Below are 26,306 nucleotides of genomic sequence, written 5' to 3'. Positions count from 1 at the left end.
GCTTGTCACCCAGCCGTCTTCCAGCCCGGCCCCGGCCGCCGCCTACCGCGCCGTGAACGCCAGCTTCGCCCCCAGTGCCACGAACGACCCGGCGAAGCCCCGCCGCAGCCACGCCATCACCCTCGGCCGGGAGGTGACGTGGCTGCGCACGGACGCGGCCAGAACGCCGTACGCCGCGAAGACCAGGAACGTCGCCAGCATGAACACCCCGCTCAGCGCCAGCATCCGCGTCAGCGCGTGCGGTTCGTGCGGGCTCACGAACTGCGGCAAGAACGCGAAGAAGAAGATCGTCAGCTTCGGGTTGAGGATGTTGATCAGCACGGCCCGGACGATCACGTGCCGCGCCGAGTCAGGGGTGGTGCCCTCCTCGACGGCGATCGCGTCCTTGTCTCGCACGGTCGCCCACGCCATGTAGAGGAGATAGGCGACACCGGCGTACTTGAGGACCTGGAAGGCAGCGGCACTGGCATTCAGCAGCGCGGCAAGCCCGGTCACCGTGGCCAGCACATGCGGCACGATCCCGAGCGCGCACCCGAACGCGGCGACAACACCGGCCCGCCGCCCACGGGACAGCGCGGCGGCGAGGGTGTAGACGACACCGGTACCGGGCGTGGCGACGACGACCAGGGTGGTCAGCAGGAACGCGATACTCATGCGCCCACCCTGGGCCCGGCCCGCCCCGGGGAACAGGTCCAATCGGCCCCGCCGCAGAGGTACCAATCCACCGCGTCACAGCGGCCACCGCAGTCGACACCGTTCCCACCCGCCCCGAGAATGGAAGGGTCGACGGGTGGTCTCCCGGCGGCGCCCGCCCACCGGCCGCGCGAACTCCTGCGCCGCCCGAGGGAGCGCGCCATGACGATCCGTATCGCCACCTTCAACACGGAGAACCTCTTCCGCCGCCCCAAGGTCTTCCGCATCCCGGGCGACAAGCAGCGCCGCGAGATCCTCGACGACTACGCCGAGCTGATCTCCCTCCTGGAGAAGCCCACCTACGACGACGACACCAAGAGCCGCGTCGCCGCGCTCCTGAAGAAGCACCGGGCGCACGACTCACGCAAGGACAGGCCGTTCTTCGTCAACGAGACCCGCGGCCAGGGCACGCTGTTCAAGACGCGGGGCAGCGGCGAGAACGTCGTGTTCGACATCGTCGCCAAGGGCCGCTCGGGCTGGACCGGCTGGGTGGAGCTGGTCCGTGACGACCTCGACTGGGAGTCCGTGCACAACACGGGCCGGGTGATCGCCGAGGTCGACGCCGACATCCTGCTCACGGTGGAGGTGGAGGACCGCACGACCCTGCGCCGCTTCAACGAGCAGGTGCTGGGCGGCGACCTGAAGAAGACGCCGTACCCCTACGACATGGTGATCGACGGCAACGACCCGCGCGGCATCGACGTCGGGATCCTCAGCCGCCACCCGATCACGTCCATGAGGTCCCACGTCTTCGACCCCGACCCGGACCGCCCGGGCGCGTATCTGTTCAGCCGGGACTGCCCCGAGTACGAGATCCAGCTCGGCGCCACGCCGCTGTGGGTGCTCGGCAACCATCTCAAGAGCCAGAGCGGCGACGACCCGGAACTGCGCACGGCCCAGGCCCGGCGTGTGGCGTCGATCTACCAGGCAGCCCTGGAGCGTTCCGCGTACGTCGTGGTCGCCGGGGACCTCAACGACGAACCGGGCAGCGAGGCGATCCGGGCCCTGCTCGGCACCGGGCTGCGGGACGTGATGAGCCACCCGGACTACCGGGGCGCCCCGGGCACCCACGGGACGGGGACGAGCGAGAGCCAGAAGCTCGACTACCTGATGCTGCCGCCGCCGCTCTGGGAGCAGGTGCAGCACGTGGAGGTCGAACGGCGCGGCATCTGGGCGCCGTCCACCGTCAAGTCCTTCGACACGGTCACCTCGAAGTGGAACCGCGCCTCGGACCACGCGGCCGTCTACGCGGACCTGGACCTGTGAACGCGACGGTGCCGGGCCCCTCCGAAGAGGAACCCGGCACAGGCGTACAGGCGGAAGGCGATCAGCAGCCGATCAGGCGGGACGCCAGGTAGCCCTCGATCTGGTCGAGGGACACCCGCTCCTGCTTCATCGAGTCACGCTCGCGGACGGTGACCGCGTTGTCCTCGAGCGTGTCGAAGTCGACGGTCACACAGAACGGCGTACCGATCTCGTCCTGGCGACGGTAGCGGCGGCCGATGGCGCCGGCGTCGTCGAAGTCGATGTTCCAGTTCTGGCGCAGCGCCTGGGCGAGGCCCTTGGCCTTCGGGGACAGCTCCGGGTTCCGGGACAGCGGGAGCACCGCGACCTTGACCGGCGCGAGACGGTGGTCGAGGCGCAGCACCGTGCGCTTCTCCATCTTGCCCTTGGCGTTGGGCGCCTCGTCCTCGACGTAGGCGTCCAGGAGGAACGCCAGCATCGCGCGGCCGACACCGGCCGCGGGCTCGATGACGTACGGCGTCCAGCGCTCGCCGGCTTCCTGGTCGAAGTAGGTGAGGTCCTGGCCGGAGGCCTTGGAGTGGGCGCCGAGGTCGTAGTCGGTGCGGTTGGCGACGCCCTCGAGCTCGCCCCACTCACTGCCGCCGAACTGGAAGCGGTACTCGATGTCGGCGGTGCGCTTGGAGTAGTGGGAGAGCTTCTCCTTCGGGTGCTCGTACCACCGCATGTTCTCCTCGCTCATGCCGAGGCCGGTGTACCAGTTCCAGCGCTGCTCCATCCAGTACTCCTGCCACTTCTCGTCCTCGCCCGGCTTGACGAAGAACTCCATCTCCATCTGCTCGAACTCGCGGGTGCGGAAGATGAAGTTGCCGGGCGTGATCTCGTTGCGGAAGGACTTGCCCATCTGGGCGATGCCGAACGGCGGCTTGCGACGCGAAGTGGTCTGCACCTGGGAGAAGTTGGTGAAGATGCCCTGCGCGGTCTCGGGCCGCAGGTAGGCGACGGAGCCGGAGTCCTGCGTCGGGCCGAGGTGGGTCGACAGCAGGCCGGAGAACTGCTTGGGCTCGGTGAAGGTGCCCTTGTTGCCGCAGTTGGGGCAGTTGAGGTCGGCGAGCCCGTTCTCCGGGGCGCGGCCCTTCTTCTCCTCGTAGGCCTCCTCCAGGTGGTCCGCGCGGAACCGCTTGTGGCAGGAGGTGCACTCGGTGAGGGGGTCCGTGAACGTGGCGACGTGACCGGAGGCGACCCAGACCTCGGGGGCCAGGATGACGGACGAGTCGATACCGACCACGTCCTCGCGCGACGTCACCATGTAGCGCCACCACTGGCGCTTGAGGTTCTCCTTGAGCTCGACACCCAGCGGGCCGTAGTCCCAGGCGGCGCGCTGACCGCCGTAGATCTCACTACAGGGGAATACGAAGCCACGGCGCTTGCTCAGGCTGACGATGGTGTCGATCTTGTCGGCGGCCACGGTGCTCTCTTCATTACGACGACGGGCGACGAAGCGAGTTGCTTCCAGCGAATGATTCAGGTTACCGGCGGGGGCGCCCCCTCAATCAAATCGCTCCCCCCTCAGCGACCGCCAGAGGGCTGCGAACCCTGTTTCAGCCCCTGTTCAGGACGTTTGTTGACAACGGTTTCCATATTTGTTGAAAATGACTGTCATGAACGTACGACGACGCCTCATACCCGCCGCCGCGGCCGCCTCTCTCGGCCTCGGCGCCCTGACCGCCTGCTCCAGCGACAGCGCGGCGAAGGGCAACACGGAGAAGTTCGACGTCGTCGCGTCGTTCTACCCGATGGCGTTCCTCGCCGAGCAGATAGGCGGCGACCACGCCAACGTCACCAGTCTGACCGAGCCGGGCCAGGAGCCGCACGACCTGGAGATCAGCACCCAGCAGCGCGCCCAGCTCGAAGAGGCCGACGCGGCGCTCTTCCTCAAGGGGCTCCAGCCCGCCGTCGACGAGGCCGTGACGCAGACCGGCATCGAGACGAAGATCGACGCGGCCTCCCTGACCCACCTCGAGGACCACGGCGGCGCCGGGCACAGCCACGAGGGCGAGGAAGCTCACTCCGGGGAATCCGAGGAGGAGGAGCACGGCCGCGACCCGCACGTCTGGCTCGATCCCGTGAAGTACGCCGAGATCGCCCAGGGCGTCGGCAAGGCCTTCGAGAAGGCCGACCCGGACCACGCGGCCGACTACAAGAAGAACACCGAGGCCCTGGTCAAGAAGCTGAACGGCCTGAACAGCGACTTCGAGAACGGCCTGAAGGACAGCAAGTCCAAGGTCTTCTTCACCAACCACGCCGCCTTCGGCTACCTCGCCGAGCGCTACGGCCTCACCCAGGAGGCCATCTCCGGCGTCGACCCCGAGAGCGAGCCCAGCGCCGCCCGGGTCAAGGAGCTCCAGCAGGAGGCCAAGGCCGACGGCGTCACCACCGTCTTCTACGAGACGCTGGTCTCCGACCGCACCGCGAAGACCCTTGCCCGCGACGCCGACCTCAAGACGGACGTCCTCGACCCCCTCGAGGGCATCACCGACAAGTCCCGCGGCGACGACTACTTCCAGGTCATGGAAGCCAACCTCAAGGCCCTGCAGACGGCTCTGGGAGCCAAGTGACTCACTCATCGGAGGACGGCATGACCGAGCCCGTCGTATCCCTGCGCGGCGTCCGCGCGGACCTGGGCTCGCGCCCCGTCCTGCGCGGCATCGACCTCACCGTGCGCCGCGGTGAGGTCGTCGCGCTGCTCGGCGCCAACGGCTCCGGCAAGTCCACGGCGGTGCGCAGCGTCATCGGCCAGGTGCAGACCGGCGCCGGCGAGATAGAGCTGTTCGGCACGCCTCGCGCGCGGTTCCGCGACTGGCACCGCGTGGGCTACGTCCCGCAGCGCACCACGGCCGCGGGCGGCGTGCCCGCCACCGTGACCGAGGTCGTCTCCTCCGGCCGCCTGTCCCGGGCCCGCTTCGGCGTGCTGCGCAAGGCCGACCGCGAGGCCGTACGCCGCGCCCTGGACCTCGTCGGCATGGCCGACCGGGCCAAGGACTCCGTCGACGCCCTCTCGGGCGGCCAGCACCAGCGCGTCCTGATCGCCCGCGCGCTCGCCTCCGAGCCCGAGCTGCTGATCATGGACGAGCCGATGGCGGGCGTCGACCTGGCCAGCCAGGAGGTGCTCGCGCACACCCTCACCGAGCAGGTCTCCCAGGGCACCACCGTGCTGCTCGTACTGCACGAACTGGGCCCCCTGGAGCCTCTCATCGACCGGGCGGTCGTCCTGCGCGACGGCTGCGTCGTGCACGACGGGCCGCCCCCGAAGGCCGTCGGGCAGCACGCCCTCCCCGGCCACGACCACGTACACCCGCACGCGCCGGAGGGCGCCGAACCGATCCGTACGGGACTGCTGAGCTGATGGACTTCCTCGACTACGCCTTCATGCAGCGGGCCCTGCTCGCCGCCGTCCTGGTCGGCATCACCGCCCCGGCCGTCGGCATCTACCTGGTCCAGCGCCGCCAGGCCCTGATGGGCGACGGCATCGGCCACGTGGCGATGACCGGCGTCGGCCTCGGCTTCCTGCTGACCTGGTCCCCGGTGTGGATGGCGACCCTCGTCTCCGTCCTCGGCGCGGTCCTCATGGAGCTGATCCGCTGGTACGGCAAGACCCGCGGCGACATCGCCCTCGCGATGCTCTTCTACGGCGGCATGGCCGGCGGTGTGATGTTCATCAACCTCGCGCCGACGGGCTCCAACGCCAACCTCACGTCGTACCTCTTCGGCTCGCTGTCGACGGTCTCCGAGTCGGACGTCACGGCGATCTGCGTCCTGGCCGCCTTCGTCGTCCTGGTCACGCTGGGCCTGCGCCGGCAGCTCTTCGCGGTCAGCCAGGACGAGGAGTTCGCCCGGGTGACGGGCCTGCCGGTGCGCGTGCTCAACCTGCTGACGGCGGTCACCGCGGCCGTCACGGTGACGGTGGCGATGCGCGTGGTCGGCCTGCTGCTGGTCAGCGCGCTCATGGTGGTGCCCGTCGCGGCGGCCCAGCAGATCAGCCGCAGCTTCGCGGCCACGTTCGTGATCGCCGTCGCCATCGGGGTGAGCGTGACGATCGGCGGCACGGTCACCTCGTACTACCAGGACGTCCCGCCCGGTGCGACGATCGTATTGCTGACCATCGGCGCGTTCATCGTGCTGACGGCACTCGCGGCTCCGCTGGCCCGCCGCCGCGCCCGCGCCCGGACTTCCGCGCAATCCGCCCACGACCCCGGCGAGTGCACGATTCCGGGTACCCGGGAGGCGGCCGACGAAGTCGGCGTCTGACCGCCCCCATCCCGGGCTGGCACAATGGCCCGGGCAAGGCAGACGTGAGGAGGCAACGGTGACGACCGCTGGACCGTCCGTGAAGGGCCGCGCCACCCGGCAGCGGGCCGCCGTGTCGGCGGCCCTGGAAGAGGTCGACGAGTTCCGCAGTGCGCAGGACCTGCACGACATGCTCAAGCACAAGGGCGACTCGGTCGGGCTCACCACGGTCTACCGCACGCTGCAGTCCCTTGCCGATGCCGGTGAGGTCGATGTCCTGCGTACGGCGGACGGCGAGTCCGTTTACCGGCGTTGTTCCACGGATGACCATCACCATCACCTTGTGTGCCGGGGGTGTGGCAAGGCGGTCGAGGTGGAGGGGCCTGCCGTGGAGAAGTGGGCGGAGGCCGTCGCCGCGGAGCATGGCTACGTGAACGTGGCTCATACGGTGGAGATTTTTGGGACCTGTGCGGAGTGTGCGGCTGCTGACCGGTGAGTTGTCGGCTGCGGGTGCGTTGTGGTTGTTCGCGCAGTTCCCCGCGCCCCTGAGAGGGTCAGTGCCCGTCAGCTTCGGTTGAAGCAGCGCTCCAGTTCCTTGAGGTCGTAGAACTTGCTGCCCTTGGCAACTGGTCGGCAACCTGCCTTGAAAGCCGTCTCCTTCTCGTTGTAGAGCATGCGGACCAGGTACGTGTTGCCCTTGTGGAAGACGTCCCACTGGATGTTGGAGGCCATGGGGGCTACCGAGGCGCCGCGCCAGGGGTTGTCGGGGTAGGTGTAGGGCTTCTGGGCCGTCACCCCGGCCGTGCTGCCCGGGAGCTTCATCAGGGCGGCCAAGGGGATGATCTCCTCGGCGTGGGTGAAGCGGAGTTCCGCGCCCAGGTCGCTGGTGCCGGCGCGCTTGGCCTCGACCTGCTTGAAGAAGTCGTCGAGGAGGACGTCGGCCATCTTGTACGTGATGTCGCTGTCGGCGAAGCCGGGGCCCTTCTCGTAGAAGTCCTCGACGTCGCTGAGGTATCCGAACCAGGCGGCGTCGCCGCGTGAGAGGTACCGCTCCATGCCCCAGCCCTTGCCGCCGGGGCTCTCCTCGCTCATGGCCGGGGCGATGGCGTAGAGGTTGTAGACGGCCTGTGCCGCCTGGACCTCGTCGGAGACTCCCTGGACGAACGCCGGGGTGAAGAGCCCGCGCAGGACGCTGCGGGCGGCCCGGTGGGTCTTCGGCTGGTCGGTGAGCTTGTCGAGGGTGTCCGCGAGGCGCTGGTCGTTGTCGATGTAGTCACGGTAGGCGGCACCCCCGGCGGCCTTGTGGAAGTACAGCAGGTTCTCGTCGGCGCGGGCCGGGCCGATCAGGGGCTTCAGCGCCGGGTCGGTGGTCCCGAGGGTCGCCGCGAACAGGTTGCCGCTGTCGACGGCCCGGCCCTGCCCGGAGCTGACGACGTCGATCTTCTCGCCGTTCTTGGCGATCTGCCGGAACAGCCCGGGCAGCCGCTGCTCCATGCGTACGGCCGTGCCCGCGATCTCCTGCTTGCCGCGCCCGCTGAGATTGCCGTAGCCGACCTTGGACATGGCGTCGAGCAGCGCCCGCACCTTGGGCCCGAACTCCCGCCCGGCGCGTGTGAGCTGCCCCTCGCTCCGCGCCTTGTCCCACAGGGCGAGGATCAGGTCGCCGTCCTCGCTGTCGGTGGCGGCACGGGAGCCGTGCCGGGAGACGTTCTCGGTGAAGACGGGCGTGAATCCGGTCGGGGGCCGCTGGTAGGTGCGGGCGCTCTGCTGGGGGACGTAAGAGGCCTTGGTGCCGAAGCTGTCGCGGACGGTGGCTCGGGCCGGGCGGTGGTCCGTCGCCTGGGCGGCCGACGGAGCCACCACGAAGGTCGCGAGGCCGAGGGCCAGCGCGGGGGTGAGACGTCTCATAGCGGTGCCGTTTCGTTCAGGACCGCATCAAAGCGACTGATGCGGCAGACCGGGTGATCCGCCGCATCGTCGAGTCGGTACATGAACGTCGCGTGGCTCAGTGGCGGCCGGGACGTGGCCGCCTGTCCTGCCCTTGCCAAAGGTTCCCCGCCGGGTTGCTCAGGCGGACGGGGCCAGGCCGCGGGCGCCGAGCCTGCGCCGGACGAGAAGCGACAGCGCCGCGGCGACGAGGATGACGGCGCCGCCGATGCGCAGGAGAAGGTCGTAGGCGCGCTCCGGGCCGGTCTCCGGGGTGAGGGAGGTGATCGCCGCGGCCACGGCGGCCAGGCCGATGGCGCCCATGGTGACGAGGGCCGTGAGGACGACACCGGAGGCCTCGCCGGCGCGGGCGGGCGAGACGACCTGCTGGGTGGCCACGCTGGCGAAGGTCCAGCCGAGGCCGAGTCCGAGCGCGCACCAGGTGAAGACGGGCAGGTAGAACCACCAGGACCAGACCCAGCTCAGCCCGATCATGCCGGTGCCCGCGATGGTCCCGGCCAGGGCCATGACGCTGGTGGGGCGCATCCGGGTGGAGAGCCAGGCGCCGATGGGCCCGGCGCAGGCGACCATCACGGCCGGGGCGAGGAACACCGTGCCGGACAGGATCGCGGACAGGCCTCGCACCTGCTGCAACTGGAGGGTGGCGAGGAACACGGTGACGGCGTAGCCCATGTTGGCCACCGACCCCATCACGGTGACGAGGTCGAAGGAGATGTTGCGGAAGAGCCGGAAGTCGACCAGCGGATGCCGGCAGGCCCGCTCCCGCAGGACGAAGAGCGCCCCGGCCACCACCGCGAGGCCGAGCAGGGCGAGGGTGCGCGCGTGGTCCCAGCCCCAGGCACTGCCCCGCTCCACGGCGAGGGTCAGGGCGGCCAGGCTGATCACCACGGCCGCACAGCCGGGCAGGTCGATCTGGCGCGGGGCGCTCTCGTCCCGGGAGTCGGGGACGCACCACAGGGCGATCAGCAGGGAGAGGGCGCTGAGCGGAGCCAGCAGCCAGAAGATCCAGCGCCAGCCGGGACCGTCGGTGAAGCCACCGCCCACGAACGGCCCGAGGGCGGTGCCGACGTTGGCGATGCCGAACACCGCGCCGAGCGCCCGGGCCCGGGTCTCCTCGGGAAAGGCGTTGCTGATCACGGAGACCGACACGGGGAAGATCAGCGCCGCGCCCGCGCCCTGCACCACCCGGCACACGACGAGGACGCTCAGGGTGGGCGCGAGAGCACAGCCCACGGAGGCGGCGGCGAACAGGCCGATCCCGATCAGCAGGATCGGACGGCGCCCGAGCAGATCGCCGAGCCGCCCGCCGACGATGAAGAGACAGCCGACGGCGAGCATGTAGGCGGACAGCGTCCACTGGGCCGCGGAGACCGTCGTGTCCAGCTCGGCGGAGATGCCGGGGATGGCCAGATTGAGCGCGAAGAAGTCCAGCTGGATGCAGAACAGGGCTAGCGAGGCCGCGACGAAGGCCCCGGCCCGCTTCGAGGTCTGCGGGGGTGCGCTGACGGCCGTCGAACCCATGCCACCAGCACACCGCCGCTGGGGCCCGGCTGCCACCGGAGAGACGGCCGGGCCGATCGGCCCTACTCCTGCTTGCCCTCCATGGCCAGCAGCTCCTCGTTCGGGATGGCCCCGCCGAAGCGCCGGTCGCGGGAGGCGAACTCCAGGCACGCCCGCCACAGGTCGCGCCGGTCGAAGTCCGGCCACAGCACGTCCTGGAAGACCATCTCGGCGTAGGCGCTCTGCCAGATCAGATAGTTGGAGGTGCGCTGCTCACCGCTGGGGCGCAGGAACAGGTCCACGTCCGGCATGTCCGGGTAGTACATGTACTTCGAGAAGGTCTTCTCGTTGACCTTGGACGGGTCGAGCTTCCCGCTCTTCACGTCCTCGGCGAGCGCCTGCGCGGCGTCGGCGATCTCGGCCCGGCCGCCGTAGTTCATGCAGAAGTACAGCGTCAGCTTGTCGTTGTTCTTGGTCTGCTCCTGGGCGATCTGCAGCTCCTTGGCCACGGAACGCCACAGCTTCGGCATCCGGCCCACCCAGCGCACCCGGATGCCCAGCTCGTCGAGCTGGTCGCGGGTCTTGCGGATGAAGTCGCGGTTGAAGTTCATCAGGAAGCGCACCTCGTCCGGGGACCGCTTCCAGTTCTCGGTGGAGAAGGCGTACAGGGAGATCGCGCCGACGCCCATCTCGATGGCGCCCTGGAGCACGTCGAGCACCCGCTCCGCGCCGACCTTGTGACCCTCGGTACGCGGCAGGCCCCGGTCCTTGGCCCAGCGGCCGTTGCCGTCCATGACGATCGCCACATGCTTCGGTACGAGCTCTCCGAGCTTCGGCGGCCGTGCGCCGGAGGGGTGCTGCTCCGGCGTCCTGTACTCCCGGCGCTGCCGCCCCAGGATCCCGCGTACGGCCATGTGTCTCTCGCTCCTCGTGCTCGCTTGCTTCTGTGCTGCCGTGTTTCTCGGCTGCGCTACTTCTCCACGTACCGCAGGGAACGCAGCCCGCGTTCCATGTGCCAGTGCAGATACGCGGACACCAGCCCGCTGCCCTCGCGGACGTACCGCGCCTCGCACGCGTCCGCGGTCTCCCAGTCTCCCGTAAGCAGCGCGGCGAGGAGTTCGAGGGCCTGAGGCGAGGGTACGACGCTGCCGGGCACCCGGCAGTCCACGCAGACGGAACCGCCCGAGGCGACCGAGAAGAACCGGTTGGGCCCGGGCATTCCGCACTTCGCGCAGTCCGTGAAGCTCGGGGCGTAGCCGTTGACGGCGAGGGAGCGCAGCAGGAAGGCGTCGAGCACGAGGTGCGGGGCGTGCTCTCCCCGGGCGAGGGTCCGCAGCCCGCCGACGAGCAGCAGATACTGCTGCACGGCCGGCTCGCCCTCATGATCGGTGAACCGCTCCGCCGTCTCCAGCATGACCGTCCCGGCCGTGTACCGCGCGTAGTCGGTGACGATCCCGCCGCCGTACGGCGCGATGGTCTCACTCTGCGTACACAACGGGAGCCCGCGCCCGATCAGCTCGCTCCCCTTCGCGAAGAACTGCACGTCGACGTGCGAGAAGGGTTCGAGGCGCGCACCGAACTTCGACTTCGTCCGGCGCACGCCCCGCGCCACGGCCCGTACCCGTCCGTGACCGCGTGTGAGCAGCGTGATGATCCGGTCCGCCTCACCCAGCTTCTGGGTGCGCAGCACGATGCCGTCGTCGCGGAACAGGCTCATGCCGTCATTCTCGCAGGGTCACCCGGTCGCCCGGGTCAAGGGACCTCGCCCCTGCTGCGGGCGTTGGCATACGCCGTCGCCGCGCTCAGCCGCTCGGCCGGGGTGGCGTGCCGGACGGCGCCGGGGTCCACGTCCCATTCCCTCCCGCCCCCGTACGGCCGCAGCTGCACGTAGGGCCCCTCATGCCCCATGACGATGCCGATGCGTCCGCTGCGGGTGTCCACGACGTACGCGCCGACCGGGGGGTTCATCGCAGCACCGCCGCGAGCCGCCGGGCGGTCTCCACGGAACATCGGCCCAATTCCACGAGCGGACAGGGTGCTTCCCGCGCAAGACTCACCGGGTCCAGGCCCAGTGACGGCAGGGTAATTCCCGCCTTCGCGAGTTCTGCCCGCAATTCTTTCACCGCGTCCTCCGCTTCTCCGACGCAGTGCGCCGAGTGTCGTGCCTCCACCGTGCTCCCCTTCCTTTTGCGGTTTCACTCTTCGCATCCCCACGATGACGCTCCGCACCTACACTCGGGAGGGGTCTGTGCCCTACAACTGCGGGGCAGCACAAAGGGGTTCGGTAATGGCCAACGGTTCTCGGCAGGCGGCGTGGGAGTTCTTCGGCACGGAGCTCAAGCGACGGAGGGAGGACGCGGGCATCACCCAGGCGGAGCTGGGGCTACGGGTTTTCGTCTCCGGCGGATACATCGGCCAGTTCGAACAGGCCATTCGCAAGCCACAGTTGGATGTGGCCCAGCGGATCGACGGGGTGCTGCAAACCGACGGTATTTTCGAGCGGTTGTGCAGGAAGCTGATTGACGATAAGCGGTATGCGGAATATTTCGCGAGGGTGGCGGAGCTGGAGGCGCAAGCTACGAAGATCTGCGAGTTCGCGCCCGCGCTGGTGCCGGGACTGCTGCAAACACCGGCCTACGCAAGGGCGGTCACGCTGGCGATGAACCCCTTCGCGCCGGACGAGTCCATCGACGAGAAGGTGTCGGGCCGAATGGAACGCGCGCAGATCCTCAAGGACGCTACACGCCCCGTGTATTGGGCAATCCTCCATGAGAACGTGCTGCGCATCCCGGTCGGCGGACCGGCCGTCATGGCGGAACAGCTGGAGCACGTGGTGGCACTGGCGCGAGAGCGGACGGTGATGGTGCAGGTGCTGCCGTACACGGCTGGGGCGTACTCCGTGATGACCGGGTCGCTGAAGCTCATGGAGTTCGAGGACGCACCGCCGACGGCCTATACAGAAGCCGTGTATTCGGGGAACCTGCTGGACGATCCGGCCGTGGTGAAGCGCGCACAGTCGGCATACGATCTGCTCAGGGCCGCTGCGCTGTCGCCTGAGGCGTCCCTGGACCTGGTCGAATCGGCGGCGGAGGACTTCAGACGATGCGCGAGTACGACCTGACCACCGCACACTGGCGCAGGAGCAGCTACAGCGACGGCAACGGCGGCGACTGCGTCGAGGTCGCCGACGGGATCCCCGGCACCGTCCCTGTCCGCGACAGCAAACTGGCCGACGGCCCTGTGGTCCTGGTCGGGGCCGACGCCTGGGTGGAGTTCGCCCACTGGCGCAAGAGCAGCTACAGCGACGGCAATGGCGGCAACTGCGTCGAGGTCGCCGACGGAATCCCCGGCACGGTCCCCGTCCGAGACAGCAAACTGGCCGACAGCCCTGTAGTCCTGGTCGGGGCCGATGCCTGGGGCGCGTTCATAGGTCACCACCGCCGCCGCCACTGAAACAATCCGGCCGTGCACTGGACCCTGCGCCCCGCCGCACCAACGGACGTCGAACCGATCGCGGAACTGCGGGCGATCGTGATGCGCCCGGACCTGGAACGGCTGGGCCGCTACGACGAACACCGGGTCAGGCAGCGGCTGCGCGACGGCTTCGCCCCGCAGCACACCTCGGTCATAGAGGCCGACGGCACGTTCGCGGGCAGCGTCACACTGCGCCCGGCCGAGGACGGCACCTGGCTGGAGCACTTCTACCTCGATCCCGGCCTCCAGGGCCGGGGCCTGGGTACGGCAGTCCTCCGAACCCTGCTGGCCCGAACCGACACCGCCGCCGAACCCGTACGCCTGAACGTCCTCCAGGGCAGCCCGGCCCGCCGCCTCTACGAACGCCACGGCTTCACGGTCGAGACCCAGGACCCGATCGACGTCTTCATGCTCCGCCTCCCCACGTGACCGCCACTGGAGCAACCAGGCCACCCCCGACCCCATCCACTAGGCCACCCCCGGCCCAAACGCTCCACTCGAACACACCGTCAGCCGCCGCGACCACCCGGCGTGCCTGCGAGGCGCGGCCGCGTCCGTCCACGCCGACCGGCAACGCAACGGGCCGAAGACCGCCGTCAGACCTCTGCCACCCCGCGTTTCCGGGCCGCTCGCTCGCTTCTCTCCCGTGATTCCGTGAGCCGTGTCAAGGGTCGGCCGGAGGCCGATCGGCGAAGCCGACGCGCAGCGCCCTTTACTCGGCTCACGGAATCACGACACTGGCCAGGAAGCGGGCGGCCCCGACAGCGGAGGAACGAACCCGGGGGTAAACCTCAGGAGCCATCCGGCAGTTAGCCGGATAGGGGGCAGGTCGAAGAACCGCCAGGCTCGTCCCATGAAGCAGCTCAAGCGCAACGCCTCACTGCTCGCGGCCTCTGCCGTCCTGCTCGGACTCACCGTCTCACTGCCCGCGTCCGCCGCCACCAGCGCCGGCGGCCGCGAGCCCCTCAAGTGGACCAAGTGCGACGGCCCCGACCTCGACCCCCGTCAGCAGTGCGCCACCGTCGCCGTACCCATGGACTACGCCGACCCCGACGGACCGAGAATCCAGATCGCCGTCTCCCGTATCCCCAGTGAGAAACCCTCCGCTCGCCGTGGCGCACTGTTACTCATCCCCGGCGGGCCCGGTGGAGTCAGTCTCGATGATCCGTCGGGCAAGGGGCAGAAGCTGCCGCAAAGCGTGCGGGACGTCTACGACCTGATCGGGTTCGCGCCTCGCGGGATGGCGCCGTCCAGTAGCACCGCGTGTGGGCTCGAGAGCAAGGACCTGGCCCTCGCCAAGCTGCCCTGGCCCGCCCCGGACGGCTCTGTCACCGAGGCCATGACCACCGCCCGGCGTATCGCCGACGCGTGTGCCCGTAACGGCGGTGAGCTGATACGGCACCTCAGCACCGCCAACGATGCCCGCGACCTCGACCGGGTCCGGGCCGCGCTGGGCGAGAGCCGGATCTCCGCGTGGGGCGACTCGTACGGCACGTACGTCGGCTCCGTCTACAGCCAGCTGTTCCCGCACCGCACCGACCGCATCGTGCTGGACAGCAACAACAACCCCGACCCCACCCGGGTCGGACGCGCCTGGCTCGCCGCGTTCGAGACCGGTGTGGAGGACAACTTCCCGGAGTTCGCCAAGTGGGCGTCCCGGCCCGGGAATCCGTACCGGTTGGCCCGCACGACCGCCGACGTACGGCCCCTCTTCCTGCGCCTCGCCGAACGGCTCGACCGCGCGCCCCTCCCCTGGCCCGGCGCCGACCCGGCGGAGCTGAACGGCAACGTCCTGCGCCAGACCATGCTGAGCAGCCTGTACGACCCCGACGACTACCCCGCGCTGGCGAAGATGATCCTCGCCGCCCGCAAGGGCACCGTGCCGCCCGTGCCCGAGGCCCCGGACGAGGCGATGATGCAGAACGCGGCCGCGGTCGGCGCCGGGATCCTCTGCAACAACGTCGCGTGGCCCAAGACCGCCGCCCAGTACCAGAAGGGCGTCGACGAAAGCCGTGCCGCGTTCCCGCTGACGGCGGGCATGCCGCGCGGCCCGATGCTGTGTGCCGGCTGGCCGTACGCGCCGCGGGAGCCCGCGGTCCGGATCACCGACCGCGGGCCGTCCAACATCCTGCTGGTCCAGAACGAGCGGGACGTCGCCAGTCCGCTGAGCGGGGCCCGTGAGCTGCGGCGTGCCTTCGGCGACCGGGCCGTCATGGTGACGGTGAACTCCACGGGCCACGGCGCCTACCTCGCCAACGGCAACGCCTGCGGCGACCGGACCGTCTCCCGGTTCCTGGCTACGGGCGAGCGCCCGGACCGGGACATCTACTGCGCCTAGGTCAGCGCTGGGCGAGGGGTGCCGGGGCCTCCTGGACGGCCCAGCCGTTGCCGTCGGGGTCCTGGAAGAAGAGGAAGGAGTTCCAGCCCTCCTCGCCCCGGCCCTCCGCCCAGCCGGACGCGCTCACGTGCAGGACCGGTGATACGTCCACCCCGCGTCCCACCAGCTCCGCCCTGGCCTTCTCGATGTCCGTGACGCAGAGCTGGAGGCCCCGCAGCGACCCCGGGGCCATGGGCGGCTGCCCCGGTGCGTCCGGCATGCCGGACTCCAGCACGACGGAGCAGCGGGAGCCGGGGGGCGTGAGCTGGACGAAGCGGCCCACGCCCTCGAAGAACGACGCGTCGATCTCGGCGCGGAAACCGCATCGGTCCACGTAGAAGGCCTTGGCCCGGTCCACGTCGGCGACCGGAACGGTGATCACCTCAAGGGTCCATTCCATGGACGCACCTCCTCAGCCATGGTGCCCCGGCGACGAGGACCGCGCCCGTCGGGCGTAGCGGCGGGCCACCGCGTGGAACGCCTCCTTGGGCTCCCAGTGCCAGCCGGAGGCGGGGTCGCCGGGACGGTCCTGGATCACCTTGGTGATGGCGTACGTCGCGATGTCGAGGTCGAGCCGGGGCTCGTCCGGGCGGTGCGGGGCGTCGGGGCTGAGGAACTCGAAGGTCATCGCCGCGTACAGGCCCATCGAGTCGAAGACGTCCAGCAGCTCGCCCACGTAGTCCGCCTGGACGCGCTCGCTGCGTACCGGGTCCCCCTTGATCTCCGGCGGCTCCTTGTCGTAGTCGACGATGTCCCAGCCCATGCCGCCCGTCTCGGGGGCGCCGGCGTACGCGCATGTGCCGAACTCGGTGATGGCGAGCGGCTTGCCCCAGCGCAGGTAGCGCTTCAGCTCCCGGACGTGGTCGGACCGCTTCTCGAAGTACGAGTAGTAGTCGATGCCGACGATGTCGAAGAGGCCCCAGTCCGGGTCGTCGATGCTCTGGGCGGCGGCGTAGCTGAGGTTGCCGTGGAAGACGGAGCGGCCGACCTTGGCGGCCTTCGCGGTGAACTCGGCGAGGCGGCGCAGCGCCCGCGGCCAGTCGACCGTGCCGTTCTGGAGGTGCCTGATGCGTTCCAGGACCGTCTCGCCCGGCAGGATGCCGGGGACGAACAGCCAGAACTCGCAGCCGACGCTGAGGTCGACGCTCGCGCCCTGCCGTCGCAGCCGCTCCGCGAACCGGCCGGTCTCGGCGAGGTGTTCCAGGATGTCCCGCTGCGGGGCGTCGCCGAGGGTCGGCTGCAGCCAGATGTGCAGCCCTCGTTCGGCGGCCTCGGCGGCGGTGGCGGTGAGCCGTTCGACGCCGTCCCCCGTGACGTCGATGGTGTCGGCGTGCAGGTCGTCCCGGATGGCGCGCACATCCGCCCGCATCCGCCGCGCACTCCACGCGGTGCCCGGGGTCTCCCCCGCCCCGACCGTGTAGACCACGCCGTGCCGGCGCAGCCCCCGGCCTCCATGCCCGGCTTCCGCCGCCAGGCCCTGCCCGGCCGGGCCCACCGCTCCGGCGACCCCCACCGCAGCCGCCCCGGCCAGGAACCGGGCCCGGCTGATCCCCTGTGCCTGCTTGATCCCCTTGGTCTCTTCCATGCCGTTCACTGTGCCGACGCGGGCGCCGGGTCCGCTGTCGGCCGTCGGTCTACGGCGGGGCGACCAAGGTATGAGGTGCCGTGGCCGAAGGAGAGGCTCGGCTGTCAGCCGAGCCCGATGGCGAGTGCGGCTCCTGTGACCTCTTTCGTGAGGTAGTGGGTAGCGTCGTGAGCCTGGGACCCGTTGGCGACGAGGTGGCAGACGATGCGCGGGCCGAAGCACGGCCGGAGATCCTTCACGAGCGCGACGACATCCCGCGCGTCGGCGACGTTCGTCCAGGTCGTCGAGAAGGGCCCTGGCCACGCCCCGATGCCGCTCACGGGCACGGGATCCATGCGGTCGAATATCAGATTGCGTATGCCGAGCGGCGAACCCAGGGTGACAAAGGACCGGACCGAGTGCCCCGCCTGCGCGCACAGCGCCTCGTAGGCCACGACACTGCCGAGGGAATGCGCCACGACGACACTGGTGTCGGGGCCGATGAGCGCTCGTACGCGATCCCGCGCGCGGGTGCGCAGTTCGAGATCGGTGAGGTAGCGGTGAGTCTGCTTCAGGTCGGAGATCAGGGCCTTCTCGGCGAGTCCGGCGAAGAACCTGGACTGAGACAGGGCGAGCAGCGCGGCCTGCACGGTGCGGCTTGTGCCGGACAAGAGGTTCTGGGCGTCCGGAGCGACGATCTGTGGTTCGGCCGCCGCGGCATGGCTCCACCACTGCATCAGGAGCTCCGTCTCCCAGCCCGGGGACACGTCCCACCAGCCCAGGTGGGGCTCGTCCCCGTCCAGCCGTTGCCCGGGCGGCAGGAAAAGGTCTCCGTAGAAGGCCATCGCCACCTCCGTGTCCGCGACGCGGGCCCTCCCACCGGCCCGGGTCAGTCCGTCGCGCAGCGCCGGAACCCACTGGCCCAGCAAGGTCTGTTCGCCGGCCTGCTGTTTCCCCACTCCGTGCACGCAGACGATGCGCGCCATGCCGTCCTCCCCGACAGGAGACTTGCCGACTAGCGGCGAGCGAACAGACTGGTGCCCAACTCGAATGCGAGGACCTCGTGGCCCGTGCCGACGACGAAGTCCCCGTCCTTGGTCAGTGAGACGGCCCGTGCGGGGTAGGGCGTGGCCCAGCACAGCAGTGCCGCTCTCCGGCGCAGGTCCCACGCACGCACCGTGTAGTCGTCGCCCACGGTCACGGCGACCGGGACTCCGTCGACCCGCCGAGCCACCACGGCGTTCACCACGCCGGTGTGTCCGGCGAAGACGGAGACCTCCTCGCTGGTCCGCAGGTCCCACACCCGCATGGCTCCGTCGTCGCCGACGGTGACCGCGAGCTCCCGGTCGTCCACCCGCGTGCAGGCGACTCCGCGAGCCACGCCGGAATGGGCCTGAAGTGAGGAGAGTCGACGTCCGGTGAACAGGTCCCAGGTGCACAGCAGACCGTCGTCACCGACGGTGACGCATACGTGGCGGCCGTCGAGTCGGGTGCAGACGACTGCGTTGACGACTCCGGAGTGGGCGGTGGCGGAGACGAGTTGTTCCCTCGATCTCAGATCCCAGGCGCGGATGACCCCGGAGGCGTCGCCGGTCACGGCGATCGGGCGGCCCTCGGCCGTGGTGGTGTCCAGGCCCCAGATCCAGTCCTCGTGTCCGTGCAGCGCCGTCTCGTGCCGACGGTCCGTGAGGTCCCAGAGGTGCAGCGCGTAGTCTCCCCCGCCTCCCACCACGGCTGCGGGGGCCCCGTCGATCATCGCGCAGGCCACGGCGTTGACCGCCCCGGTGTGCCCGGTCAGCACCGCTTTCTGCGCTCCTGACCGCGCGTCCCACATGCGGACCGCCCCGTCTCCGTCGCCGCCCACGGTGAGCGCGACCGACGAGCCGTCCACCACCGCGTGGGCCACGGACCACAGCCAGCCCGTGTGCCCGCGGAACCCTCCGGAGGACGACGTCGATCCCGGCCCCGGGTCTTCGACGGGTACGGCTTCTTCCGCTTCATCGGCATCCTGTTCCCTCACCCATCGCTGGGTGCCCGCCCGGACGTCCCAGACCTGGACCGAGCCGTCGGCTCCGCCGGTCACCGCCATGGGCACACCGTCGATCACCGCTGCCGCGACCGCGTTGACGGCTCCTGCGTGCCCTTCCAGCACGGCACTCGGTGTGCCCGACGCCAGGTCCCAGACCCGGACGGTGTAGTCGCCGCCGCCGACGACCGCGAGCGGCCGGCCGTCGGCGATCACACAGGCCACTCCGTTGACCCAGCCGGTGTCACCGCTGAGCGTCGACAGCTCCGCACGCCGGTCGAGGTCCCACACGCACAGGTGCCCGTCGCCGCCACCGCCCGACACCGCCACGGGCACGCCGTCGACGCGGGTGGACGACACGGCCCAGACCCAACTGGTGTGGCCGTGGAACACCGAGCGTTCGACGCGGTCCTGCAGATCCCACATGCGCACGGAACCGTCGGCTCCCACACTGACCGCGTGGGGTACGTCGTCCACCGTGGCGCAGGTGACTCCGTTCACGGCTCCCGGATGGCCCACGAGCGAGGCCAGTTGATCCCCCGTGGTGAGATCCCACAGCCGTACCGCCGCGTCGCCGCCGCCGACGACCGCGACCGGTACCCGGTTCACGGTCGTGCACGCCAGTCCGTTGACCGCACCGCCCTGGCCGCTGAGTACCGCGAGGCTCTCCCCCGTCGACAGGTCCCATACCCGCACGGTGTAGTCGTCGCCCCCGGTCAGTGCGACGGAGGTGCCCTCCACGTGGGTGCAGGCGACGGCGTTGATGGCTCCCTGATGGCCGGATAGGACGGAACGCAGCTCACCGGTACGCAGATCCCACACCCGCACCAGGCCGTCGGTGCCGCCGCTGACGGCGACGGGAGCGCCGTCGGCTTCGCCGCAGGCGACCCCGTTGACCGCTCCGGTCCGTTCCTGCGAGTCGCGGGTGATCTGACTGTCGGTGGCCCACACCGGCCGCCAGGCGGTACTCCGGCTGAGCCGGCGGGCGAGGTCCCGGTCCTTGAAGCGCAGCGCGTCGATCGCCAGGAGTTCCCGGCGGATCTGCGGACTGGCGCGACGATGGTCGCCGGCGGAGGTGCGGTAGAGGTCGGCCAGCCGGAGCGCGGATTCCGTCGTCAGCCTCTCCAACGCGGGCAGCAGGGGTGTCGGCTCGGCATGGACGAGGAACTCGGGGTCGGCCATGAGTTCGTCCAGCTCGCCCGAGATGGACGCGTGGGTGGCGAGGTGGCTCAGCGTGTACGGATGCGCACGGGGCCAGTCGAGGGTCCGGTAGGGACTGCGCGGCACCAGACGCGTGAGCACCTCGACATACGCCCGCTGGGCCTCGCGTGCGTCGGCGTCCCGTCGCAGATGCTCGGCCAGGGCCTGGTGGTAGAGGCGGTAGGCCGAGTGCCCGGACTCGGTCGCCTCCACCACGTAGCGGCCCGTGGAGCGCTGCAGCCACAGCAGATCCTCGTCGTTGTAGCTGTGCCCGGACAGGCGTGAGGCCAGCGCTCCCCAGACGTCCTCCCATGGCAGGCCCTGCCCCTCGGCGTAGGCGAGGGGCCGCAGGAGGTCCCGGGCACGCTCCGCCTCCGGGCCGAGGCGCTCGTCCAGGTCCTGTGCCATGGCCGAGTCGGCGGTGCGCGGCAGCGCCCGGGACCACTCCGGGTCCTGGGGGTCGGCGAGGACGTCCTGTACGGCGAGTGTCCCCGAGACGATGCGTGCCACCAGGAAGCTGGGGAACGCCGCGTCGGCCACGGCGCGGGCGACCTGGATCACCAGGGAGGGTGGGGCGGTGGCATAGGGGCTGTCCGGCTGGGACTCGGTGAGTCCGCGCCTGGCGTAGGCGGTGAGCGCCGCGCGGTCGGCGTAGGTGTCGTTGTCGAGATCGACGATCTCGACGTCCGTCTGCAGATGCCGGAGCAGATGGGGGCGCGTGCCGAGGAGCAGCCGCAGGTTTCCGTTGCTGAACCGGATGAGCGGCTGGATCAGTTGTGTGGTCAGCGTGTCCGGCGAGGCCGCTTCGTCGAGGGCGTCGATGATCGCCGTGAAGGGCCGGTCCCGCGCTGCCAGTGCGTCCAGCAGGGTGCCCACGGTGGGGGCCCTGACCCGTGCCGCGGCCGCGAGCCCGTTGAGGATGTCCTCGTCGGTCAGGGCCTGGGCGTAGATGACGACGTCGACGGAGCCGGGGCGGGGCACGGCTCGTTCCGGCAGTTCGAGGAGGTGGACGGGCACACTGTGGTGGCGTTCCGTGTTCGTGAGCGCCGCGATGAGGCCGAGGACCGCTGTCTTGCCGGAGCCGGGCCCACCGGTCACGACCACCGCCGGCCGCAGCACATCGGGGTCCCGCAACCAGTCGGTGAGTTCGGTGAGCGTTCGCCGTCGGCCCGTGAACCACCAGCCTCCCTCGTCTCCGAAGGAGGCCTTGGCACGGACCAGCATGCGCCGCGCCAGCTCCGTTTCCCGGCGCACTGCCTGGGCCTGCCATTCGATCGCCTGCTGCATCGCCAGATCCGCTTCGAACGTGCGGCTGTGCCGCCGGGGATTCGGGAAGAAGGCGGGCACGTCACCGAGCATCTTGGCGGCGTGCCACTCGATGCTCTGGGTGGGTGGCCGTTTGATGTTCGCGTTCATGTGGGCGACGAGCGAGCCCAGACTGAGGTGCTCGGGCTTCTCACCCGCCGTGGCAAGGCTGTCCACTGCCGCGGTGAGCAACTCGGGGAACGCTTCGACCAGCGCGGACTGGGCCGGCTGCGCGGAGGCGACGAAAGCGATCCCCGCGGTGTCGTTGTCCGGGCTGCGGCGCAGGCTCTCCACGGCCGCGGCCACGGCATCGCCCGTGCCCTGCCCCGCGTGACAGGTGTCGAGCAGGAAGAGCAGTTGCTTGATGTCCGTGTCGTCGAGCAGCACCGAGGCGATCTGGGAGGTCGGCAGAGCCTGTTTGGGTCTGGCGAGGTCGCAGTCCGCGGGGAAGAACATGTGCCGGCGTGGCGAGGAGCCGAGGAGTTGGCCGTGCCCTGCGAGATAGACGGCGACGATGTCGTCGGGACGCCGGTCCGGGGCCGTGGCGAACCGCTCCAACTGGTCCAGGAGGGCGTTCCGGTCGGGGTCGAGCCCGAGGTCGCTGACGTGTGTGTAGCCGAGGCGTGTGGTGAAGAGGTCGATGATCTTCTGCCGTGCGCTGACGAGGCCCGGCCGGTCACCGGCGGGTGAGCGGGGCAGGTGGGCCACAGCGGTGGCGATGAGCAGTCTCCGGGGCTTCGGCGTGCCCGGCGGGTCATTCGGGTTCACCGGCGCGCGCTCCTTCCGCCGCCCGGCGTCCGTCCAGGATGTCGCACACCGCCCGGGCCGCTGCCATGCTCGCCGCCTCGTTGGCGTCCGCCGTGTTGTAGGCCATGGTCGGTACGGCCAGGAAGCGATCGGTCCCGAGCGCCGTCAGGGCCTCCCACGCGGGCCCGTCGCCCTGGCCGTCGAAGGCGCAGCGCAGGTCCTTGTCCGCCACGGCGGCCAGGAGGGCCGGCAGGTCGACCAGATCCGGGTGGACCGTGTTCACGAGCAGGGCGCCGGGCCGCATCAGGGCCAACTCGTGTGCCGAGAGTTCGGGACCCTCGCCGGGTGCGGGACCGGGGCGGTGCAGCGACACGATGTCGCTCGACCGCAGCAGCTGCGACTTCGGGCAGTGCCGTATCCCGAGTTCCGCCTCGGTCTCCGTGGCCCGGCGCGGCGCGGTGTAGCTCACCTCCATGCCGAGGCCGAGGCGGGCGATCCGGGCCACCTCCCTCCCGATCCTGCCGAGCCCGATGACACCGAGACGCTTCCCGGCCAGGGTGCGGCCGACCGGGGCCGGGGCGCTGTGGCTCTGTTCCGCCGCGGCGGCCACGGAGGCGAACGAGCGTGACAGCGTCAGCATCAGAAGCAGCGTGAACTCGGCCACGGACTGCGAGTTGGCTCCCGGGGTGCCCACCACCTCCATACCCAGCGCCCGGGCCCGACGCCATCCCGGCACATAGAGCCGGAAGTCGGTACCGACGAAGGCCACCGCCCGCAACCGGGCGGACGACTCGAAGACCTTGTCCGTGGGCGTCTCACAGCCCCCGATCAGATAGCCGGCGGCCCCGTCCAGAGCCGCGATCAGCTCACCCTCGGAGAGGTCGTCCCGCCTGACCCGGCGAGGCGTGTAGGCGCGTGCCCTCACGTACTCCACGGCCGGATCGGGCACGAGGTCGGTGCCCGTGATGAGGATCTCTGGCTCAGGCATGGATTCCTCGGGATCAAGGGGTGGTCAGGGGCAGCGTCCTCGCGGGGCCTACGGGCCGGTCCGCAGGGCCGAGACGAAGATGTCGGCGCCGCGCTGGAACTCCTCGGGATCACGCAGCAGCGCCAGGCGCACCCACTCTCCGGTGGGCGGATTCCCGGCGCCGTCCGTAGACCAGAAGAAGGGCTGCCCGGGCAGTACTTGAAGCCCCTGGTCACGGCACCGGCCCAGCACCCGGTCCCGGTCGGGCCCGATGCGCAGCCATTCGACGCTGAGCGCGGAGTCCCGGCCCGGCGAGGTGCCCGGCAGGCATCCGGTCCGGCCGCATTCCGCCAGCAGCTCGCGCAGGACGGCGCGGTTGCGGCGGGCGAGGGTACGGGCACGCCGTATCTCGTCGCAGTCGGGCGGCATGGTCAGGATGGTGGTCAGCAGGCGGAGGTCGAGGCAGGACACATTGAGCAGACAGTGGCTGACGACCTCCGAAACGGGTTCCCGCAGCCGGTGGGTGACGGACAGCACGCTGGCCTTGGTGTCCTGGAGGGACACGGTCTTGCCCGTGTCGTCGACGGTGACCACGTCCGCGCCCGCCTCCTCCGCCAGGGCGATCAGGTCGACACAGGCCGTGGGTTCCAGCAGACGGAACGAGGCGTCCACGACGATCAGGACGCGACGCTCGGCGCCCCACTCCAGAAGGCGACGCACAGCGGCGCTGTCCATGGCCGTACCCGTCGGGTTGTTCGGCATGACGAGAAAGAGGGCGTCGAGACCCAGCCGGTCCAGCTCGTCGAGATCGGGTTCCGGCATCACCCGTTTCTCGGGTACGGCGACCAGTTCGACACCGGTCATGGCCATGAGGGCCGGGAGATTGTCGAAGGTCGGCGTGATCATTCCGGTCCGGTAGCGCCGGACGGAAAGGTACTTGGCCATGATGTCGACACCGACGGAGGCGGAATAGACGATGTGTGACGAGTGGGCCTCATACCGCTGGCCGGTGTGTTTTCCGAGCGCTGACAGGAATTCACGCTCGACGCGGTGCACCAGACCGTGCCGCTCTTCCTTCAGAGCCGCCGCGAAGGCGCCCTCCAGGGCGCTCAGCGTTCCCGGATGCAGCGTGTGGTTCGCGTGCCCGTCGGCGAGGTCGAGGCGGGAGACCTGAGCCATGAGCTCGAATTCCGTGAGATTGCGTGGCGTGTGCGAACTCATCGTCAGAACCGGCAGACCACGAGGGAGAGGGTGCCGGTTCCGGAGAAGTCGCCGGTCGTCAGGATCTCGACCACGTCGGCCGTCGTCTCGTCCCGGATACGCTCGGACAGGACGGCCAGCCTGTTTCCGGTGCCGTCGTCGCCGGGCTCGTGTTCGACGACGGCGGTCCCGTGCACCGCGACCGATTCCATGGCCTGGAGAGCACCGACGACGAGGTCGCAGTAGCCTCGGCGCGGGCCGTTCCGGGCGTCGGGGCGTCCCCGGTTCGTCGCCGTCGAGACGATGTCGGACGCCTCGGCGCGCAAGGGCGGCGGCACATCGGGGCCGTGCCAGTCGCCGTAGAACGGCGGCGAGGTGAACATCACCGCCTCCGCTTCGGGAAGCTTCAGGTCCGCCCAGTTCGCCGGGTCGGTGGAATCCCCGCAGACCACTGTGCTGCCGGGAACCGGCGCCGGGGCGCGGGCGAGGTCGGCCAGGAGTTGATCCTCGCTCAGTTCTCCGCCTCCCTCTTCCTTCTGTAACTCCCGGAGCAGCCGGAGACAGCGGAGCTGCGGCTCGTCGTGCTTATCGGGCGGCCGGGGAAGATCGGCGCCATGGGAGGGCCCGCACCGGGTTTTCGCGAGGCTGACGCAGGCGAGCACCGGGTCGATCTCCGCACCTGCGAATCGAATACCGAGCAATCGGGCCGCCGTGGCGGAACTTCCCGCACCGCAGAAGGGGTCGATCACCACCGAAGGTGCGGCCGGGGCGAGATCGATTATCGTTCTGGCGATCACACGGGCGTTCCCACTGTTGGAAGCGGTGAACCATCGGTCGACCGGCTCGTCACGGTCCGGCAGGTATTCCTCGAGGCGGCTGGGATTTCCGTACGCACGGACCACCTGTGCCATGAGCCCCCCTCGTATCAGCGCAACGCAGCCCCAGTACGCCAACCCACCCGCACGGCAAGGGAACTATAGGGACAGGCGACCGTCAAGACGGCCACCGACCGCCCTCGCGACGCCCGCAGGCCAGCAGCATGCCCGTAGTCAACGTCGTACGCCGGGAAGTGATCAGCTCCTATGCGGAATCCGCTGGAGTGTTCCATGAAAGCCGCAGCGAAGGGGGCACCTGGCCGCAGAGCATTACGTCGAACAGGGAGACACGATCACACCAGGGAAGCATGGCGAGCGCTGGATAGAGGTTGGGACCGGAGCCGACGCCTATTCCCATGCTTCAAGGTAGCGATGACGCGGTCCGTACGCGCTAAAGTGTCGGACCCGTGACAGCCGGTTGGAGACATGGAATCCAGAGTGCTCTTGCGTACCGCCGCTGAAGAGGATCTTCCGCACATCGCGCGACTGGACAGGGAAGTATTCGGGGACGCCGCCTATCCCTTCTTCGTCCTACGCCAGTTGTTCGACGCAGGATTCACTCTCGTCGTCGTGGACGACAGCGAAGGGATCTGTGCGTATGCCCTGGCCCTGGCCCTGGCGAGCGAAGGCAGGGGATGGGTCCTCGCCCTGGCTGTCGGCCCGCGTCAGCGTGGGACGGGGCTGGGGCGCGAGCTGATGCGGGAAACGCTGTGCCACCTGCGGAGCCTGAGGGTCCGGGAGGTTCTGCTGACCGTCGAACCCGCCAACGCCTCCGCGATCAGGCTCTACCGGTCCCTGGGGTTCACGGAGAGGAGAGGGGCGACGGGTCACGTCAGGGACTATTTCGGTCCTGGCGAAGACCGCCTTCTCCTGAGCTTGACTCTGTGACCGGTCCGACCCGA

The 26,306-nt window shown here is 69.9% G+C and carries 25 protein-coding genes; 10 read left to right on the top strand and 15 right to left on the bottom strand.

Features of this window, described 5'->3' with window-relative positions; genetic code table 11:
* Nucleotides 1-42: 42 nt before the first annotated feature.
* On the bottom strand, nucleotides 43-654 hold the full coding sequence (locus KJK29_RS26000) for a LysE family translocator (RefSeq protein ID WP_215121536.1): 612 nt from the start codon (nucleotides 652-654) through the stop codon (nucleotides 43-45).
* 201 nt (nucleotides 655-855) lie between these two features.
* Here KJK29_RS26000 and KJK29_RS25995 point away from each other — a divergent pair, with 201 nt between their 5' ends.
* Nucleotides 856-1,959, top strand: coding sequence for an endonuclease/exonuclease/phosphatase family protein (locus KJK29_RS25995; protein ID WP_215121535.1), 1,104 nt, complete (start codon nucleotides 856-858; stop codon nucleotides 1,957-1,959).
* Nucleotides 1,960-2,020: 61 nt separating this feature from the next.
* On the opposite strand, the gene KJK29_RS25990 is transcribed toward KJK29_RS25995, so the two are convergent.
* A complete protein-coding gene (locus KJK29_RS25990) occupies nucleotides 2,021-3,403 on the bottom strand; it encodes a glycine--tRNA ligase (RefSeq protein ID WP_215121534.1) in 1,383 nt (460 codons plus the stop codon).
* Nucleotides 3,404-3,596: 193 nt separating this feature from the next.
* Here KJK29_RS25990 and KJK29_RS25985 point away from each other — a divergent pair, with 193 nt between their 5' ends.
* Genes KJK29_RS25985 through KJK29_RS25970 form a run of 4 tightly spaced genes read left to right on the top strand, consistent with a single transcriptional unit; the run spans nucleotide 3,597 to nucleotide 6,718 of the window.
* Nucleotides 3,597-4,553 carry a metal ABC transporter substrate-binding protein gene (locus KJK29_RS25985; RefSeq protein WP_215121533.1) on the top strand — a complete coding sequence of 319 codons (957 nt, stop codon included), beginning with the start codon at nucleotides 3,597-3,599 and terminating at the stop codon, nucleotides 4,551-4,553.
* Nucleotides 4,554-4,573: 20 nt separating this feature from the next.
* The gene (locus KJK29_RS25980; protein WP_215121532.1) at nucleotides 4,574-5,341 is read left to right on the top strand and encodes a metal ABC transporter ATP-binding protein; all 768 of its coding nucleotides are present in this window, start codon (nucleotides 4,574-4,576) and stop codon (nucleotides 5,339-5,341) included.
* Nucleotides 5,341-6,243 (top strand): metal ABC transporter permease, encoded by a 903-nt coding sequence (locus tag KJK29_RS25975; protein WP_215121531.1) that lies wholly within the window; start codon nucleotides 5,341-5,343, stop codon nucleotides 6,241-6,243. Before KJK29_RS25980 ends, KJK29_RS25975 begins: the two co-directional genes overlap by 1 nt.
* Before the next feature lie 58 nt (nucleotides 6,244-6,301).
* On the top strand, nucleotides 6,302-6,718 hold the full coding sequence (locus KJK29_RS25970; RefSeq protein WP_189723386.1) for a Fur family transcriptional regulator: 417 nt from the start codon (nucleotides 6,302-6,304) through the stop codon (nucleotides 6,716-6,718).
* A gap of 68 nt (nucleotides 6,719-6,786) precedes the next feature.
* On the opposite strand, the gene KJK29_RS25965 is transcribed toward KJK29_RS25970, so the two are convergent.
* From KJK29_RS25965 to KJK29_RS38955, 6 genes are all read right to left on the bottom strand, one after another.
* Nucleotides 6,787-8,130, bottom strand: a complete 1,344-nt coding sequence (locus tag KJK29_RS25965) for a histidine-type phosphatase (RefSeq protein WP_215121530.1) — start codon at nucleotides 8,128-8,130, stop codon at nucleotides 6,787-6,789.
* Between the two features lie 159 nt (nucleotides 8,131-8,289).
* The gene (locus KJK29_RS25960; protein ID WP_215121529.1) at nucleotides 8,290-9,690 is read right to left on the bottom strand and encodes an MFS transporter; all 1,401 of its coding nucleotides are present in this window, start codon (nucleotides 9,688-9,690) and stop codon (nucleotides 8,290-8,292) included.
* Between the two features lie 62 nt (nucleotides 9,691-9,752).
* Nucleotides 9,753-10,583, bottom strand: coding sequence for an isoprenyl transferase (locus KJK29_RS25955; RefSeq protein WP_215121528.1), 831 nt, complete (start codon nucleotides 10,581-10,583; stop codon nucleotides 9,753-9,755).
* Between the two features lie 56 nt (nucleotides 10,584-10,639).
* The gene (gene recO, locus KJK29_RS25950) at nucleotides 10,640-11,386 is read right to left on the bottom strand and encodes a DNA repair protein RecO (RefSeq protein ID WP_142164053.1); all 747 of its coding nucleotides are present in this window, start codon (nucleotides 11,384-11,386) and stop codon (nucleotides 10,640-10,642) included.
* A gap of 35 nt (nucleotides 11,387-11,421) precedes the next feature.
* A complete protein-coding gene (locus KJK29_RS25945; RefSeq protein ID WP_215121527.1) occupies nucleotides 11,422-11,637 on the bottom strand; it encodes a hypothetical protein in 216 nt (71 codons plus the stop codon).
* On the bottom strand, nucleotides 11,634-11,840 hold the full coding sequence (locus KJK29_RS38955; RefSeq protein WP_251057941.1) for a hypothetical protein: 207 nt from the start codon (nucleotides 11,838-11,840) through the stop codon (nucleotides 11,634-11,636). Before KJK29_RS38955 ends, KJK29_RS25945 begins: the two co-directional genes overlap by 4 nt.
* 116 nt (nucleotides 11,841-11,956) lie before the next feature.
* Here KJK29_RS38955 and KJK29_RS25940 point away from each other — a divergent pair, with 116 nt between their 5' ends.
* From KJK29_RS25940 to KJK29_RS25925, 4 genes are all read left to right on the top strand, one after another.
* Nucleotides 11,957-12,790 carry a helix-turn-helix domain-containing protein gene (locus KJK29_RS25940; protein ID WP_215121526.1) on the top strand — a complete coding sequence of 278 codons (834 nt, stop codon included), beginning with the start codon at nucleotides 11,957-11,959 and terminating at the stop codon, nucleotides 12,788-12,790.
* Nucleotides 12,772-13,122: a DUF397 domain-containing protein gene (locus tag KJK29_RS25935; protein WP_215121525.1), complete on the top strand. Its 351-nt coding sequence runs from the start codon at nucleotides 12,772-12,774 to the stop codon at nucleotides 13,120-13,122. The genes KJK29_RS25940 and KJK29_RS25935 overlap by 19 nt, the downstream gene beginning before the upstream one ends.
* Before the next feature lie 24 nt (nucleotides 13,123-13,146).
* Nucleotides 13,147-13,572: a GNAT family N-acetyltransferase gene (locus KJK29_RS25930; RefSeq protein WP_215124461.1), complete on the top strand. Its 426-nt coding sequence runs from the start codon at nucleotides 13,147-13,149 to the stop codon at nucleotides 13,570-13,572.
* Between the two features lie 424 nt (nucleotides 13,573-13,996).
* Nucleotides 13,997-15,481, top strand: a complete 1,485-nt coding sequence (locus KJK29_RS25925) for an alpha/beta hydrolase (protein ID WP_215121524.1) — start codon at nucleotides 13,997-13,999, stop codon at nucleotides 15,479-15,481.
* A gap of 1 nt (nucleotide 15,482) precedes the next feature.
* Here the strand turns inward: KJK29_RS25925 and KJK29_RS25920 are convergent, their stop codons facing one another.
* The 7 genes from KJK29_RS25920 to KJK29_RS25890 all read right to left on the bottom strand — a co-directional run bounded on the left by KJK29_RS25920 (nucleotide 15,483) and on the right by KJK29_RS25890 (nucleotide 25,482).
* Complete coding sequence (locus KJK29_RS25920) at nucleotides 15,483-15,920, bottom strand: VOC family protein (protein ID WP_215121523.1); 438 nt, start codon at nucleotides 15,918-15,920, stop codon at nucleotides 15,483-15,485.
* A gap of 12 nt (nucleotides 15,921-15,932) precedes the next feature.
* Nucleotides 15,933-17,105 carry an abortive phage infection protein gene (locus KJK29_RS25915; RefSeq protein ID WP_215121522.1) on the bottom strand — a complete coding sequence of 391 codons (1,173 nt, stop codon included), beginning with the start codon at nucleotides 17,103-17,105 and terminating at the stop codon, nucleotides 15,933-15,935.
* A gap of 104 nt (nucleotides 17,106-17,209) precedes the next feature.
* Nucleotides 17,210-18,070 carry a lipase family protein gene (locus KJK29_RS25910; RefSeq protein WP_215121521.1) on the bottom strand — a complete coding sequence of 287 codons (861 nt, stop codon included), beginning with the start codon at nucleotides 18,068-18,070 and terminating at the stop codon, nucleotides 17,210-17,212.
* Between the two features lie 29 nt (nucleotides 18,071-18,099).
* The gene (locus KJK29_RS25905; protein ID WP_215121520.1) at nucleotides 18,100-22,383 is read right to left on the bottom strand and encodes a caspase family protein; all 4,284 of its coding nucleotides are present in this window, start codon (nucleotides 22,381-22,383) and stop codon (nucleotides 18,100-18,102) included.
* Nucleotides 22,370-23,350, bottom strand: a complete 981-nt coding sequence (locus KJK29_RS25900) for an NAD(P)-dependent oxidoreductase (protein WP_215121519.1) — start codon at nucleotides 23,348-23,350, stop codon at nucleotides 22,370-22,372. Before KJK29_RS25900 ends, KJK29_RS25905 begins: the two co-directional genes overlap by 14 nt.
* A 48-nt stretch (nucleotides 23,351-23,398) precedes the next feature.
* On the bottom strand, nucleotides 23,399-24,508 hold the full coding sequence (locus KJK29_RS25895; RefSeq protein ID WP_215121518.1) for a pyridoxal phosphate-dependent aminotransferase: 1,110 nt from the start codon (nucleotides 24,506-24,508) through the stop codon (nucleotides 23,399-23,401).
* 44 nt (nucleotides 24,509-24,552) lie between these two features.
* Entirely contained in the window at nucleotides 24,553-25,482 is a 930-nt protein-coding gene (locus tag KJK29_RS25890) for a TRM11 family methyltransferase (RefSeq protein WP_215121517.1), read from the bottom strand.
* Between the two features lie 348 nt (nucleotides 25,483-25,830).
* Here KJK29_RS25890 and KJK29_RS25885 point away from each other — a divergent pair, with 348 nt between their 5' ends.
* The gene (locus KJK29_RS25885; RefSeq protein ID WP_251057940.1) at nucleotides 25,831-26,292 is read left to right on the top strand and encodes a GNAT family N-acetyltransferase; all 462 of its coding nucleotides are present in this window, start codon (nucleotides 25,831-25,833) and stop codon (nucleotides 26,290-26,292) included.
* Nucleotides 26,293-26,306: the final 14 nt, after the last annotated feature.

Origin of the sequence: Streptomyces koelreuteriae (assembly GCF_018604545.1) — a bacterium.
GTDB lineage: Bacteria > Actinomycetota > Actinomycetes > Streptomycetales > Streptomycetaceae > Streptomyces > Streptomyces koelreuteriae.
The sequence above is the reverse complement of the archived record's forward strand: the minus strand, read 5'-3'. Positions and strand labels throughout refer to the sequence as shown.

Coding starts and splice junctions, on each gene's coding strand:
- KJK29_RS25975 (WP_215121531.1), top strand. CDS start 5,341: ATGGACTTCCTCGACTACGCCTTCATGCAGCGGGCCCTGCTCGCCGCC.
- KJK29_RS25945 (WP_215121527.1), bottom strand. CDS start 11,637: ATGAACCCCCCGGTCGGCGCGTACGTCGTGGACACCCGCAGCGGACGC.
- KJK29_RS25910 (WP_215121521.1), bottom strand. CDS start 18,070: ATGGCGCGCATCGTCTGCGTGCACGGAGTGGGGAAACAGCAGGCCGGC.
- KJK29_RS25965 (WP_215121530.1), bottom strand. CDS start 8,130: ATGAGACGTCTCACCCCCGCGCTGGCCCTCGGCCTCGCGACCTTCGTG.
- KJK29_RS25940 (WP_215121526.1), top strand. CDS start 11,957: ATGGCCAACGGTTCTCGGCAGGCGGCGTGGGAGTTCTTCGGCACGGAG.
- KJK29_RS25985 (WP_215121533.1), top strand. CDS start 3,597: ATGAACGTACGACGACGCCTCATACCCGCCGCCGCGGCCGCCTCTCTC.
- KJK29_RS25900 (WP_215121519.1), bottom strand. CDS start 23,350: ATGCCTGAGCCAGAGATCCTCATCACGGGCACCGACCTCGTGCCCGAT.
- KJK29_RS25925 (WP_215121524.1), top strand. CDS start 13,997: ATGAAGCAGCTCAAGCGCAACGCCTCACTGCTCGCGGCCTCTGCCGTC.
- KJK29_RS25915 (WP_215121522.1), bottom strand. CDS start 17,105: ATGGAAGAGACCAAGGGGATCAAGCAGGCACAGGGGATCAGCCGGGCC.
- KJK29_RS25980 (WP_215121532.1), top strand. CDS start 4,574: ATGACCGAGCCCGTCGTATCCCTGCGCGGCGTCCGCGCGGACCTGGGC.
- KJK29_RS25960 (WP_215121529.1), bottom strand. CDS start 9,690: ATGGGTTCGACGGCCGTCAGCGCACCCCCGCAGACCTCGAAGCGGGCC.
- KJK29_RS25895 (WP_215121518.1), bottom strand. CDS start 24,508: ATGGCTCAGGTCTCCCGCCTCGACCTCGCCGACGGGCACGCGAACCAC.
- KJK29_RS25995 (WP_215121535.1), top strand. CDS start 856: ATGACGATCCGTATCGCCACCTTCAACACGGAGAACCTCTTCCGCCGC.
- KJK29_RS25885 (WP_251057940.1), top strand. CDS start 25,831: ATGGAATCCAGAGTGCTCTTGCGTACCGCCGCTGAAGAGGATCTTCCG.
- KJK29_RS25955 (WP_215121528.1), bottom strand. CDS start 10,583: ATGGCCGTACGCGGGATCCTGGGGCGGCAGCGCCGGGAGTACAGGACG.
- KJK29_RS26000 (WP_215121536.1), bottom strand. CDS start 654: ATGAGTATCGCGTTCCTGCTGACCACCCTGGTCGTCGTCGCCACGCCC.
- KJK29_RS25935 (WP_215121525.1), top strand. CDS start 12,772: ATGCGCGAGTACGACCTGACCACCGCACACTGGCGCAGGAGCAGCTAC.
- KJK29_RS25920 (WP_215121523.1), bottom strand. CDS start 15,920: ATGGAATGGACCCTTGAGGTGATCACCGTTCCGGTCGCCGACGTGGAC.
- recO (WP_142164053.1), bottom strand. CDS start 11,386: ATGAGCCTGTTCCGCGACGACGGCATCGTGCTGCGCACCCAGAAGCTG.